Below are 12497 nucleotides of genomic sequence, written 5' to 3' on the forward strand. Positions count from 1 at the left end.
GGTTTCGCGGTATTTATAGACGGCATGGGGCGATGAACGCCTCGTGCTGTATTTGTTAGTATGAAGCGGTCATCGCCCCATGCATCCGGGATTTTGGGCCTGGTCGTTCTCTCATGCTGGGGCCAATCCCCGCTGGCTTTCGCCAGTACACCCTCGACCGTGCCGTGGGTCGGCGCTGGGAACGTTTCTGCCTCCGCTGACGCGACCGCCAACGGACCCGAACCGATCCCGCCCAAACGTTCGTTGCGCTTGCGTCCATAAGCGCGGGGTCGTGAGGGGGAGTATGGCGCGGGTTTAGGGAGCGGGGATAAGTTTTTGAAGAGGGCGTTTGGCGCAGGCTCAGCGCACCCCTCATCCGACCCGGCTTCGCCGGCCCACCTTCTCCCTCAAGGGGAGAAGGGGAGCTGGGGCAAGTGCTGTGGGATGGTCTCGACGGTGGAGCGAATGGCGAGGCTGAAGCTGGATTCCGGGAATGAATCCCGGAATGACAGGGTGGAGAGGAGGCGGCGCGCTGCCTCAAACACCCACTTGTCACCCTGGGTTTATCCCGGGGTGACAGCGGTGGAGGTGGGGGAAGGGTAAGAGGATAAACTGGGGTGCTGGATTTGGATTTAGTGCGCCGCTTCCCAGTTTTCCGCCGCCTTGGCGTCGACCTTGATCGGTACGCTGAGGCGTAGTGCGGGTTCGGAGGCGCCTTCCATGACGCGTTTGATCACCGGGATGGCCGCCTCGGCCTTGTCGGCCGGGGCCTCGAAGACGAGTTCGTCGTGGACCTGGAGGAGCATGTCGGCTGCGATGTTTTCCTCGCGCAGAACCTTTTCCATGCGGATCATGGCGCGGCGGATGATGTCGGCGGCCGAGCCCTGGATGGGGGCGTTGATCGAGGCGCGTTCGATGAAAGCGCGCTCGGAAGGGTTCTTGGTCCCCACGTTTTCGAACGGGATCTTGCGGCCGAAAATGGTCGAGACGAACCCCTGCGCCTTAACGATGCGGCGCTGTTCGTTCATGTAGTCCTGGATGCCGGGGAAGCGGGCGAAATAGGTCTTGATGTATTCACCGGCCTCGGACCGGGCGATGCCCAATTGGTTGGCGAGGCCGAAGGCCGAGATGCCGTAGATGATGCCGAAATTGATGGCTTTGGCGCGGCGTCGGACCATGGGGTCCATGCCCTCGATGGGCACGCCGAACATTTCGGACGCCGTCATGGCATGAATGTCCAGTCCCTCCTCGAACGCATCCTTCAGGGCATCGATATCGGCGATGTGGGCGAGGACGCGCAGCTCGATCTGGGAATAGTCGGCCGAAATCAGGAGGTTGCCGGGGGCGGCGATGAAGGCGGCGCGGATTTTTCGTCCATCCTCGGTGCGGATGGGGATGTTTTGCAGGTTCGGATCGGTGGACGACAGGCGACCCGTGGCGACCGAAGCCTGGTTGTAGGAGGTGTGCACGCGGCCGGTGCGCGGGTTCATGAAACCGGGAAGCGCGTCGGTATAGGTGGATTTCAGTTTGGAGACGCCGCGCCAGTCGAGGATGGTCTGGGCGAGCGGCACCCCTTGCGCGGCCAGGTCGTCGAGCACCGAGGCGCCGGTGGCCCAGGCACCGGTCTTGGTCTTGGTGCCACCTTCGAGGCCCATGCGGCCGAAGAGGATATCGCCCAATTGCTTGGGGGAGCCCAGATTGAAGCGCTCGCCGGCCAATTCGTGGGCCTGCTCTTCGAGGGCTGCGGCGCGTTGGGCGAAATCGCCCGAAAGGCGCGAGAGAATTTGCCGATCGACCGAAACGCCGCGCGCTTCCATGCGGGCGAGAACCGGGGTCAGCGGACGATCGAGGGTTTCGTAAACCGTGGTGACGCCCTGGGCGACGAGGCGAGGTTTCAGGACATGCCAGAGGCGCAGGGTGATATCGGCGTCCTCGGCGGCGTATTTGGCGGCGGCGGCGATTTCGAGCTTGTCGAAGGTGAGCTGGTTCTTGCCGGTGCCCGCGAGGTCGGTGAACTTGATGCAGGTGTGGGAGAGATATTTGTCGGCCAGCGCGTCCATGCCGTTGTTGCGCGCGCCATCGAGGGCGTAGCTCATCAAAAGAGTATCGTCGATGGGCGCCATGGCGATGCCATAGCGGGCGAAAATGCCCAGATCGTATTTGACGTTCTGGCCGATTTTCAGGATCGCGGGGTCTTCGAGGACGGGCCGCAGCATATCGAGCGCCAGGCGGAAATCCATCTGCCCCTCGGCTCGGCCGCCGCCGAACATGTCGCCCTCGCCGGTCACGTGACCGAGCGGGATATAGCAGGCCCGGCCCGGCTCGGTTGACAGGCAGATGCCGACCAGATCGGCCTGCTGGTTGTCGAGCCCGGTGGTTTCGGTATCGACGGCGACATAGCCCATATCGACGATGCGGGTGACCCAGGCGGCGAGCGCATCGGCGTCGCGCACGATCTCGTAATCCTCATGCTTGCAAGGGATGGCCCTGATGGCTTCGAGGATTTTTTCGGCGTGGGCGGCAGGGCCATCGCCGGTGGCGGGGGGCTCGGAGACGTCGACGGCGCCGGGAATCGAGGCGCCCTTCACCGCCAGTTCGGGATCGGCCTCGAAATCGTCGGGGTCGATTTCGAGCACATTGGCGAGGCGCCTTGTGATGGAGGTGAACTCCATGGCCTTGAGGAACGGGATCAGCGTTTTGGCTTCGAGCGGCTGGCGGATGAGATCGTCGAGGGGCACCGGAACCGGCGTGTTGCAATCGAGCTCGACCAGCTTGCGCGAGATGCGGGCCAGTTCGGCGTGTTCGATGATCGATTCGCGGCGCTTTTGCTGCTTGATCTCGCCGGCGCGAGCCAGAAGGGTTTCCAGATCGCCATATTCGTTGATGAGCAGCGCCGCGGTTTTCACCCCGATGCCGGGGATGCCGGGGACGTTGTCCACGGGATCGCCGCAGAGCGCCTGCACGTCGACGACCTTGTCGGGGGTGACGCCGAACTTTTTCATCACCTCTTCGGGGCCCATCCAGCGCAGGGGCGGCTGGCCGGGACGGGCGATGGTATCGAGCATCTGCACGTGATCGTCGTCGATCAGCTGCATCAGATCCTTGTCGGAGGAAACGATGGTGACCTTGCCGCCCCGATCGCGCATCTGGCAGGCATAGGTCGCGATGATGTCGTCGGCCTCATAGTTCTCCTGCTCGATCGAGGGCAGGCAGAAGGCGCGGGTGGCGGCGCGGGTGAGGGGAAATTGCGGGATCAAATCCTCGGGTGCTTCGGGGCGGTGGGCCTTGTACTGGTCGTAGAGATCGTTGCGGAAGCTCTTGCCGGAATGATCGAAGATCACCGCGAAATGGGTGGGCTCCTTGTCGCCCTTCAAATCCTCCGAGAGCTTGAACAGCATGTTGCAAAAGCCCGAGACGGCGCCGACCGGCAGGCCATCGGACTTGCGCGTCAGGGGCGGCAGCGCGTGATAGGCGCGGAAGATGAAGGACGAGCCGTCGACGAGGACGAGATGCATGGCAATTTCCTGGGGCGCCGGAGAGCACACGATTCTGGTTTGGCGGCACTCTGGCGCGATTGAGCGCGAGGGGCAAGGTCTCGGGTTCGATCTGGTGCACGACGGCGCAAGCTGCTAGGGCTCCCTCCCTGCAGGCCACTTTGAAGAGAAAACCATCGTGTCGATGCCGATCTACTATATCAACCTCGCCAGCCGCACCGACCGGCGCGATTTCATGGAAGAACAGTTCGCGCGGCTGGGGCTCGAGGCGACGCGGATCGAAGCAGTGACGCCGGCCGATATTTCGGCGGAGGATATTGCCGCCTATTGCGACAGCACCAAGCCGAACTATTTGCGACCCAATCAGCTCGCCTGCTCGATGAGCCACGAAAAGGCCTGGCGCACCATGCTCAACGCGGGAGAGACACGGGCCGTGGTACTGGAGGACGATGCGCTGCTTTCGGCATCATTGCCTGAATTTCTGGCCGATCTCGATGATTTGGAATTCGATCTTGTGCGCTTCGAGCGGTCGAGCCGGAAGATTCGCGTGCTGCCGGCAGTGCAGAAGGTGGGACCGGGGATAGAGTTGCGGCCGTTCCGGTCCACGCTGTCAGGCGCCTCGGGTTACATCATCGGCGCGCATGCGGCGCGCAAAATGCTCGGGCATCCAGCAATGCGGGTGCTGGCCAACGATATCGTGCTCTATAATTGCATGGAGGAGCCCGCCAACGGATTGGTGCGCTATCACACCGATCCGGCATTATGTATTCAATACCATAATGTTTCGGCGGATGGTCGCGCCGATGGCATCGGCTGGAGCGATCTTAACGCGACCAAGCACCGGCATATGTTCAGGGAAAACCATCCCGTGCGGCATTTTGCGATGCGGGCGCCAACGAGGATTTGGACCGGCGCGCGTAACGTTATCGATCACCTGATCCATCTGCCCAAGGGGATCACCAAGGAGCGGATCGCGTTTCGGCCCGACTAGCGGGCGATAAAGCCCGATGAGCTGGGCTGGATGGCACGCAGGTCGACGCCCATTTCGGTTGAGAACCGCGTAATTGCCGCTTCGCCAAGTGCAGATATCATCTGTCCATTTCCGGTAACGACAGCGTCGGAATAGACGGCTTGCTGGAGCAGGAAATTCATCATCAGGACTTCCGAGAGCTCCTGTTTTTGGGCGTCGGACAGGGCAATCCATTGAGCGTCGCTCGCAAGAGAAGCCCGCACTTGCTCCGCGATGGGCGCTGTGGGGAAGGTCTGATCGTGGGCGCTGTTGGCGATGATCCAGTTAAGTGCCCAATAGCCGGCGATGGCATCGGCGGCGTCGCCGGGCAGGAGGCCGTCGGCGGCGACGAGTTCGGCCCAGCTCTCGACAGGGGAGCGTTTGGCAAATTGCTTGCGCACGGCGTCGGCGCCCGGCGCACCGGAGGTTTCTTCGACAAAGGCGATGAACTGCTCCTGGGCGCGGGCGCTCACGTCGGGAGTCGCCGTGTAGAGCGAGAGGGTCCGATCGATCGGAGTAGCGGAGGCTGGAGCCGGGGACGCATCATCGAGCGAAGACTGAATCGTCGCGTTCAGCATCGTCGAATGAAGGGTGTTCATGGTGACGTCCGTGGCGAACCCCTGGAAGGGGTAGTCCTGGGCCTGAGCCGGAAACGCCATGGCCACAAGAGCTAGAAAAACCGAAACCGTCTTGCGCATTTTGCCCCTCGCAATGCTGTCATCGAGACGATAGCGTGCACATAAGATTATGTCGCTGCTGCGACCAATCGCCAGAGGTGTATCCATGGCTCGCTCGAAACTGTTCTCCCTGGTGCTGGGGGCCTCGCTGACCGGATCGACCGCTTATGCGCAGGATACCACGGCGTGGATCGAGGCGACCGCCGCGCTCGGTGAGGCCGGTGCGCTCGAGAGCGCAGCCGCTGCATTCGAAGCAGATCCGGTGGCGATTACCGATGCGCTCGAACGCGAGCCGGGTGGGCGCAGCGCGTGCCAGCGCTATACCACGGCGATGATCGGAGCGGGACTTGAAGCGCGACTCGCCGATCAGCTCCGGCTGGTGCTGGGCGGCGGGGACGCCGACGCGGAGATCATCGACGCACTGAGCGAGCCCCAACGTCAGGATGGATCGGTTTGGTTTCCGCTGGCCGAACAGGCTGGGTTTTTCACCGGCTGCGTCGTGGCGGCAATCGCGCAGGCGCCCGACCGAGAACCTGCGATTGCGGCGCTAACCGACAGCCTGGAAATCGAACCGCCCCTCGCCGATGATGGTGTGGATGATTGGCTGGCCCAACAAATCCGCAGCCTTGGCGGCGGGATGTCGGGGCCGGTCGTCCAGTGGTTCGATGCCGGGTTCACACAGGCCGCGCGGCTCTGATCAGGCCATATCCGGGGTGCGGATGCCCATGAGCAGGGCCCAGTAGGTGCCATAGGTGTTGTAAGCCGTCGAAGGCCCCCGTTCGATGGCGATGCCGAACTGCACATAGTCGGGATTGACCATCGTGCGGTTGTGGGAAGGCGATTTCAGCCAGCCTTGGATGGCGGTGGCAAGCGTCGGTGGCCCGCCGGCGAGGTTTTCGCCCGCCGCGCCCAGAAAGCCGGCACGACGCAGGCGGGTGTGGAGGGTCTGTTCGGGGGCGGCGGTGTGGGCGACATTGGCGTTGTCGGCCATTAGCCGGGCCTGTTCTTCGGCGACGGCCTGCAACACACCGTTGTGCGACAGAAGCGGCAGGCGGCGTTCGGCGCGCATGGCGTTGAGCTGGGCCGTCGCGTCGGCCATCGAAACCGAAGAGACCGGATCGGCCCGCTCGGTGGTCATGATGACCGAGCCCGAACAGGCGGCCAGCGCGGTTGCTGAAACGCCAAGGGCTGAAAGGGTGAGGAATCGGCGGCGGGAAATCTCGAACATGGCGGGACTTTAAACAAAGAGCGGCGCTTTGAAAGCCGATAAAATGGCGGCCTTGTGATCCAAAGGCGGGAATCGGCTTGCCAATGGGACCCGGTTTGCCTATACAGCGGCCTTCTTTGGTCGGCCCTTGCGGGCCAGCCGGATTTTTTCTATGACGCGTCGTCCATGACGACGCTCCAACCGAGCCGCCCGGCCAAAAGGCATGCCGAGGCGGTTCATGAAAGCGGGAAGTCCCCTTGGGGACGACTGCAAGAAGACCAACAAGGAAGACCGCAAAATGCCCAAGATGAAGACCAAGTCTGGCGCCAAGAAGCGCTTCAAGGTCACGGCAACCGGCAAGGTTCTGGCCGGCCCCGCCGGCAAGCGCCACCGTTTGATCAGCCACAACGCAAAGTACATCCGCAGCAATCGCGGCACTTCGGTCCTGTCGGACCAGGACGCCAAGGTTGTCAAGAAGTACATGCCGTACGACCGCTAAGTAGCCAGACTTAAGGATTAACAGATGTCCCGCGTAAAAAGAGGCGTTACCGCCCACGCTCGTCACAAGAAGGTCATCAAGGCTGCGAAGGGCTATTACGGCCGCCGCGCCACGACCTATCGTTCAGCCGTACAAGCGGTCGAAAAGGCCGGCCAGTACGCTTATCGCGACCGCAAGGCCAAGAAGCGCAATTTCCGCGCGCTCTGGATCCAGCGCATCAACGCCGCCGTGCGTTCGCATGGGCTGACCTATGGTCGATTTATCGACGGCCTCGGCAAGGCTGAGGTTGCTGTCGACCGCAAGGTCCTGGCCGATCTGGCTGTGCACGAACCGGCAGCTTTCGAAGCGCTGGTCGTCAAGGCCAAGGACGCCCTCGCCTATCTGGGCGAGATCGAAGCGACCACCGCAGAGCGCATTTCCGCTTAATTCTCAAGCGAGAGCGCACCAGCCTTATCCGAGGCCGAGAAATCAAAGCCTTGCGCTGCCCCTTTTGGGGGTGGCGCGGGGTTTTTTCGTTTGCTACCGCTTCGCCCGCCCACACCGACGCCGAGAGAAATAGATGTCCACCGACCTTGATGCCCTTTCCACCTCGATCCGCGCGGCCATTGCCGAGGCGGCCGATGAATCCGCGCTCGAAGCGGTCCGCGTTTCAGCGCTGGGCAAGAAGGGCTCGATTTCGGCCCTGCTCGCAACGCTGGGACAGATGAGCCCCGACGAGCGCAAGGAGAAGGGTCCGGCGATCAACGGACTCAAGACCGAAATCGCGGCCGAGATCGAAAGCCGCCGCGCCCAGCTCGCCGCCGAAGCGCTGGAAAAGCGCCTGGCGGGCGAAAAGCTCGACGTGACGCTACCACTCCGCCCCGCTCCCACCGCAACCGGGCGCATCCATCCGGTGAGTCAGGTGATCGACGAGATCACCGCGATCTTTTCGGATATGGGGTTCGCGATCGCCGAAGGGCCGGACGTCGAGACGGATTATTACAATTTCACCGCGCTCAATTTCCCCGAAGGCCATCCGGCGCGGGAAATGCACGACACCTTCTTTTTCCATCCCGATGCGGAAGGGAACCGCAAACTGCTGCGCACCCACACCTCTCCCGTGCAGGTGCGGGTGATGAAAGAGACCAATGAGCCCGTACCGGCCAAATGGATGAGCGGGCATCAGGAGCCGCCGATCCGCGTGGTGATGCCCGGGCGCACCTATCGCAACGACAGCGACCAGACCCACACCCCGATGTTCCATCAGGTCGAGGGGCTGGTGATCGACAAGGAAAGCCATATCGGGCAGCTCCGCTGGGTGCTCGAAGAATTCCTGAAAGCCTTCTTCGAGGTCGAAAGCGTTACGACCCGGTTCCGTCCGAGCTTTTTTCCCTTCACCGAGCCCTCCATGGAAGTGGACGTGCAATGCGATCGCTCGGGCAATGAGGTCAAGATCGGCCAGGGCAATGACTGGCTGGAGATCCTGGGCTGCGGCATGGTGCACCCCAATGTGATCCGCAATGCCGGGCTCGACCCCGATGTCTATCAGGGCTTTGCCTGGGGCATGGGGATCGACCGCATCGCCATGCTCAAATACGGCATGCCCGATTTGCGGGCGTTCTTCGACGCCGACCAGCGCTGGCTGGACCATTATGGGTTCAGGCCCTTCGACGCGCCGACGCTATTTGGTGGACTTTCGAGCTGATGGCGCTGCCTGCCCGCTATACCGATGCGCACAGCTTTGCCTTCGGGGACAGCCCCGAACTGGCGGACGAATTGCTTGCGCTGGTTTTGGCCGGCACCAAGACCGCGACCTGTGGCGCGCTGCGCGACCATGAGGCTGACGGCGAACCGCTGCCGGAAGTGGGACGGCGCGATGTGGTGCTGGACGGAGCGGGCCGGCCGGCCTGCGTGATCGAGACCATTGAGGTTACGATCGTCCCGTTCGACGCGGTGACGAAAGAATTTGCCGAGGCGGAGGGCGAAGGCCCTTATGCCGCCTGGCGCGAAGGACATCGCCTTTTTCTCCCGCAATGGCGGGTGGAGCGGCGGGATGAAATTAGTTTGTGAGCGCTTCACGCTGGTTGAAGTGCTGGATAGGGACGAAAAATGAAATTCACGCTGTCCTGGCTCAAAGAGCATCTGGAAACCACGGCCTCCACCGAGGCGATCGTCGAAAAGCTCACAATGATCGGGCTCGAGGTCGAGGAAGTGACCGATACCGGCGCCGCCCTCAAGGGGTTCGTTACCGCCCATGTCGTTTCCGCCGCCCAGCACCCCAATGCCGACAAGCTCAGGGTCTGCAAAGTGGATGCGGGCACCGGGGAATTGATCGACGTCGTGTGCGGCGCGCCCAATGCGCGGACGGGGCTGAAATCGGTGTTTGCCTTTCCGGGCACCTATATCCCGGGCAAGGATATGACGATCGGCAAGGGCAACATCCGCGGGCAAGTGTCCAACGGCATGCTGTGTTCGGCGGCCGAGCTGGAGCTGTCCAACGATCATGACGGCATCATCGAATTGCCGGAGGACGCGCCGATCGGGGTGCCCTATCCCGATTATGCGGGCATAGACGAGGTGGTGATCGATATCGGGCTCACCCCCAATCGCGGCGATTGCGCGGGCGTGCTCGGCATTGCGCGCGATCTCGCCGCGGCAGGGCTGGGGACGCTCAAGGACGAGGCGATTGCGCCGGTGCCGGCGACGGCCGGCGCTTCGCCGATCGACGTTTTCGTCGATGGCACGGTGTGCAAGATGTTTGCCGGGCGGCTGATCAGGAACGTCAGGAACGGTCCCTCGCCGCAATGGCTGCAGGATCGGCTTAGGGCCGTGGGGCTGCGCCCGATCAACGCGCTCGTCGACATCACCAATCTGGTGTCGCTCGACAGGGCGCGCCCGCTGCATGTTTTCGATGCCGACAAGCTCAAGGGCAATGTGGGCGCGCGGATGGGAAGGCCCGGCGAGAGCCTTCTGGCGCTCGACGGGAAAACCTATCCGGTGGACGAAACCATCTGCGTCATCGCCGATGATGAGCGGGTGCTCGGGCTTGCCGGCATCATGGGCGGGGAAGAAACCGGTTCGACCGAGGAAACCACCAACGTCTTTATCGAATGCGCGTGGTTCGAGCCGGGCGCGATTGCTGCCGCGGGGCGCAAGACCGGGATCAATTCCGATGCACGCTATCGCTTCGAGCGGACTGTCGATCCCACCAGCGTTCTGCCAGGGATCGAGCTGGCCACAAAGCTCGTGATGGAACTATGCGGCGGCGAGCCGGCTGAAGTCGTGGTGGCCGGGCATGTGGAGGCGCCCAATACCGTCATCGAATTTCCCTTGAGCGAGATCGAGCGGCTGACCGGGCTTGAGGTTGCGCCCGATGAGGTCGATGCGATCCTCACGCGGCTGGGCTTTGCCGTTTCACGTGCGGGCGAAACGATCAGCGTCACCGTTCCCTCATGGCGGCCCGACGTGACGATGAAGGCCGATCTGGTCGAGGAGGTGATGCGGATCGTGGGCGTGGACAATGTGCCCGTCACCCCCCTGCCCCGGCTGTCGGGCGTTGCTCCCAAGATGCTGACGCCGATCCAGAACCGGCGCCGCATCGCGCGGCGGGCTCTGGCGGCGCGCGGCATGGACGAGGCGGTGACCTGGTCGTTCATCTCCACCCCGCTGGCCGAAGCGTTCGGCGGCGGCAAGCCCGAACTTCAGCTCGCCAACGCGATTGCTTCGGACATGACCGACATGCGGCCCTCGCTGCTGCCGGGGCTGCTGTCGGGGGCGGCGCGCAATGGAAATCGCGGGCTGTCGGATGTGGCGCTGTTCGAGGTGGGACAGGTGTTCCTTTCGGACACCCCCGAGGGCCAGCACACCTATGCCACCGGCATCCGCACCGGAACCGCCGGGATCGGCGGCGGCGGGCGGCATTGGCAGAGCAAGGCCGAGAAGGTCGGCGTCTATGACGCCAAGGCCGATCTGGCGGCAGTGCTCGACGCGCTGGGCGTGGATATCGACAAGGTGCAGGTGGTGGCCGAGTCGGCGCCCTGGAGCCATCCGGGACGCGGCGGGCGTATCCAGCTCGGGCCCAAATTGATCCTGGGCTGGTTCGGCGAACTGCATCCCGCCATGACGGATCGGTTCGATCTCGATGGTCCGGTGGCCGCGTTCGAGATCGATCTCGATGCGCTGCCCGAACCCCGCCAGAAGCCGACCAAGGCCAAGCCGGCGCTGGAGCTTTCTCCCTTCCAGCCGGTCAAGCGCGATTTCGCCTTCGTCCTCGATCAGGGCGTGGAAGCGGCGGGGCTTTTGCGGGCGGCCAAGGGCGCCGACAAGGCGCTGATCGCCGATGTGACGATCTTCGACGTTTTTGCCGGCTCCCATGTGGGTGAAGGCAAGAAATCGGTAGCGATCGAGGTGACGCTGCAGCCGAAAGACAGGACGCTGACCGACGAGGAGATCGAGGCGGTGTCTGGCAAGATCGTCGCGGCGGTGGAGAAGGCGACCGGGGGAAGCCTCAGGGCCTGATCGCACCCATCGAGAATATGAAAAAGGCGGGCTCTGTGGCCCGCCTTTTTTGTTTACCGCAACCAGCCGGTGGGCCGGGGGTGAAGGTCGATCAGCGCGTCCTTGACGGCGGTGTCGATCTCCCCGATCTCGCCTTCGGCGAGGGCGAGATTGTCGAGGACGCCCAGATTGTCCTTGAGCTGGTCGAGATTGCGCACCCCGATCAGGGCGGAGGTGAGCTCCTGGCGGCGCAGCACCCAGCTCAGGGCGAGCTGGACCATGGATTGCCCGCGCTTTTCGGCGATGGGGCGCAACCGCTCGACGGCGTCGAGCACATGGGGCTGGAGATGGCTTTCGCGCATCGAGCCCTTTTGGTTTTCGGCGCGGGTGTCGGCCCTTGAGCCCGAGCTGTATTTGCCCGAAAGCACGCCCTGGGTGAGGGGCGAGAAGGCGATGATGCCGATGCCCAGCTCGCCGCAGGCCTCGATGGTCGCGTCGTTCTCGATCCAGCGATTGAGGATGGAATATGAAGGCTGGTGGATGGTGAGCGGGACGCCCAAATCCTTCAGAATGGCGTGGGCGCGTCGGGTTTCGGCCTCGGGGTAGGACGAGATGCCGACATAGAGCGCCTTGCCCTGGTGCACGGCCTGGGCCAGCGCGCCCATGGTTTCTTCCAGCGGGGTCTCGGGGTCGAAGCGGTGGGAATAGAAGATATCGACATAGTCGAGGCCCATGCGCTGCAAGGACTGGTCGAGGCTGGCGGTCAGGTATTTTTTCGAGCCGAACTCGCCATAGGGGCCGGGCCACATATTGTAGCCGGCCTTGGTGGAAACGATGATTTCGTCGCGATAGGGGCGGAAATCGCGGGCCAGCACCTGGCCGAACAGCTCTTCGGACGAGCCCGGCGGGGGACCGTAATTGTTGGCAAGGTCGAAATGGGTGATGCCCCGGTCGAAGGCGTAACCGAGAATTTCGAAAGCGGTGTCGTAGTCGCGGGTGCCGCCGAAATTCTGCCAGAGGCCGAGCGAGACGACGGGGAGCTTGAGGCCCGATCTGCCGCTGCGGCGGTATTGCATGGCTGTGTAGCGCGCGTCGGCGGCACGGTAGGTCATCGCACTTTTCCCTGGATGGCTGAAAGGATGGCGGAACCTATCGC

At 63.2% G+C, this 12497-nt stretch carries 10 protein-coding genes and 1 pseudogene; 7 read left to right on the forward strand and 4 right to left on the reverse strand.

Annotated features, from left to right (window positions below; translation table 11 throughout):
• Nucleotides 1-611: 611 nt before the first annotated feature.
• Complete coding sequence (polA, locus tag V4T21_RS17080) at nucleotides 612-3494, reverse strand: DNA polymerase I (protein ID WP_332719099.1); 2883 nt, start codon at nucleotides 3492-3494, stop codon at nucleotides 612-614.
• 163 nt (nucleotides 3495-3657) lie between these two features.
• Here polA and V4T21_RS17085 point away from each other — a divergent pair, with 163 nt between their 5' ends.
• On the forward strand, nucleotides 3658-4464 hold the full coding sequence (locus tag V4T21_RS17085) for a glycosyltransferase family 25 protein (protein WP_332719288.1): 807 nt from the start codon (nucleotides 3658-3660) through the stop codon (nucleotides 4462-4464).
• On the opposite strand, the gene V4T21_RS17090 is transcribed toward V4T21_RS17085, so the two are convergent.
• Complete coding sequence (locus tag V4T21_RS17090) at nucleotides 4461-5180, reverse strand: DUF6683 family protein (RefSeq protein WP_332719101.1); 720 nt, start codon at nucleotides 5178-5180, stop codon at nucleotides 4461-4463. The genes V4T21_RS17085 and V4T21_RS17090 overlap by 4 nt on opposite strands.
• Nucleotides 5181-5265: 85 nt before the next feature.
• On the opposite strand from V4T21_RS17090, the gene V4T21_RS17095 reads away from it, so the two are divergent.
• Entirely contained in the window at nucleotides 5266-5856 is a 591-nt protein-coding gene (locus tag V4T21_RS17095) for a hypothetical protein (RefSeq protein WP_332719103.1), read from the forward strand.
• Here V4T21_RS17095 and V4T21_RS17100 read toward each other — a convergent pair whose 3' ends face one another.
• Nucleotides 5857-6387, reverse strand: coding sequence for a CAP domain-containing protein (locus tag V4T21_RS17100; RefSeq protein ID WP_332719105.1), 531 nt, complete (start codon nucleotides 6385-6387; stop codon nucleotides 5857-5859). It lies immediately after the preceding gene.
• Between the two features lie 277 nt (nucleotides 6388-6664).
• Here V4T21_RS17100 and rpmI point away from each other — a divergent pair, with 277 nt between their 5' ends.
• The 5 genes and pseudogenes from rpmI (at nucleotide 6665) to pheT (ending at nucleotide 11362) form a co-directional block, all read left to right on the forward strand.
• Complete coding sequence (rpmI, locus tag V4T21_RS17105; protein WP_332719108.1) at nucleotides 6665-6865, forward strand: 50S ribosomal protein L35; 201 nt, start codon at nucleotides 6665-6667, stop codon at nucleotides 6863-6865.
• Between the two features lie 24 nt (nucleotides 6866-6889).
• Nucleotides 6890-7291, forward strand: a complete 402-nt coding sequence (rplT, locus tag V4T21_RS17110; RefSeq protein ID WP_332719110.1) for a 50S ribosomal protein L20 — start codon at nucleotides 6890-6892, stop codon at nucleotides 7289-7291.
• A 133-nt stretch (nucleotides 7292-7424) separates the two neighbouring features.
• Nucleotides 7425-8549, forward strand: a complete 1125-nt coding sequence (gene pheS, locus V4T21_RS17115; protein WP_332719111.1) for a phenylalanine--tRNA ligase subunit alpha — start codon at nucleotides 7425-7427, stop codon at nucleotides 8547-8549.
• A pseudogene (locus tag V4T21_RS17120) lies at nucleotides 8549-8957 on the forward strand (ASCH domain-containing protein). Before pheS ends, V4T21_RS17120 begins: the two are co-directional and overlap by 1 nt.
• A complete protein-coding gene (gene pheT / locus V4T21_RS17125) occupies nucleotides 8954-11362 on the forward strand; it encodes a phenylalanine--tRNA ligase subunit beta (RefSeq protein WP_332719114.1) in 2409 nt (802 codons plus the stop codon). The pseudogene V4T21_RS17120 and the gene pheT overlap by 4 nt, the downstream one beginning before the upstream one ends.
• Nucleotides 11363-11415: 53 nt before the next feature.
• Here pheT and V4T21_RS17130 read toward each other — a convergent pair whose 3' ends face one another.
• Complete coding sequence (locus tag V4T21_RS17130) at nucleotides 11416-12453, reverse strand: aldo/keto reductase (protein ID WP_332719116.1); 1038 nt, start codon at nucleotides 12451-12453, stop codon at nucleotides 11416-11418.
• Between the last annotated feature and the right edge of the window lie 44 nt (nucleotides 12454-12497).

This window comes from Pelagibacterium mangrovi, assembly GCF_036662815.1.
Classification (GTDB): domain Bacteria; phylum Pseudomonadota; class Alphaproteobacteria; order Rhizobiales; family Devosiaceae; genus Pelagibacterium; species Pelagibacterium mangrovi.

Coding starts and splice junctions, on each gene's coding strand:
- polA (WP_332719099.1), bottom strand. CDS start 3,494: ATGCATCTCGTCCTCGTCGACGGCTCGTCCTTCATCTTCCGCGCCTAT.
- V4T21_RS17085 (WP_332719288.1), top strand. CDS start 3,658: ATGCCGATCTACTATATCAACCTCGCCAGCCGCACCGACCGGCGCGAT.
- V4T21_RS17090 (WP_332719101.1), bottom strand. CDS start 5,180: ATGCGCAAGACGGTTTCGGTTTTTCTAGCTCTTGTGGCCATGGCGTTT.
- V4T21_RS17095 (WP_332719103.1), top strand. CDS start 5,266: ATGGCTCGCTCGAAACTGTTCTCCCTGGTGCTGGGGGCCTCGCTGACC.
- V4T21_RS17100 (WP_332719105.1), bottom strand. CDS start 6,387: ATGTTCGAGATTTCCCGCCGCCGATTCCTCACCCTTTCAGCCCTTGGC.
- rpmI (WP_332719108.1), top strand. CDS start 6,665: ATGCCCAAGATGAAGACCAAGTCTGGCGCCAAGAAGCGCTTCAAGGTC.
- rplT (WP_332719110.1), top strand. CDS start 6,890: ATGTCCCGCGTAAAAAGAGGCGTTACCGCCCACGCTCGTCACAAGAAG.
- pheS (WP_332719111.1), top strand. CDS start 7,425: ATGTCCACCGACCTTGATGCCCTTTCCACCTCGATCCGCGCGGCCATT.
- pheT (WP_332719114.1), top strand. CDS start 8,954: ATGAAATTCACGCTGTCCTGGCTCAAAGAGCATCTGGAAACCACGGCC.
- V4T21_RS17130 (WP_332719116.1), bottom strand. CDS start 12,453: ATGACCTACCGTGCCGCCGACGCGCGCTACACAGCCATGCAATACCGC.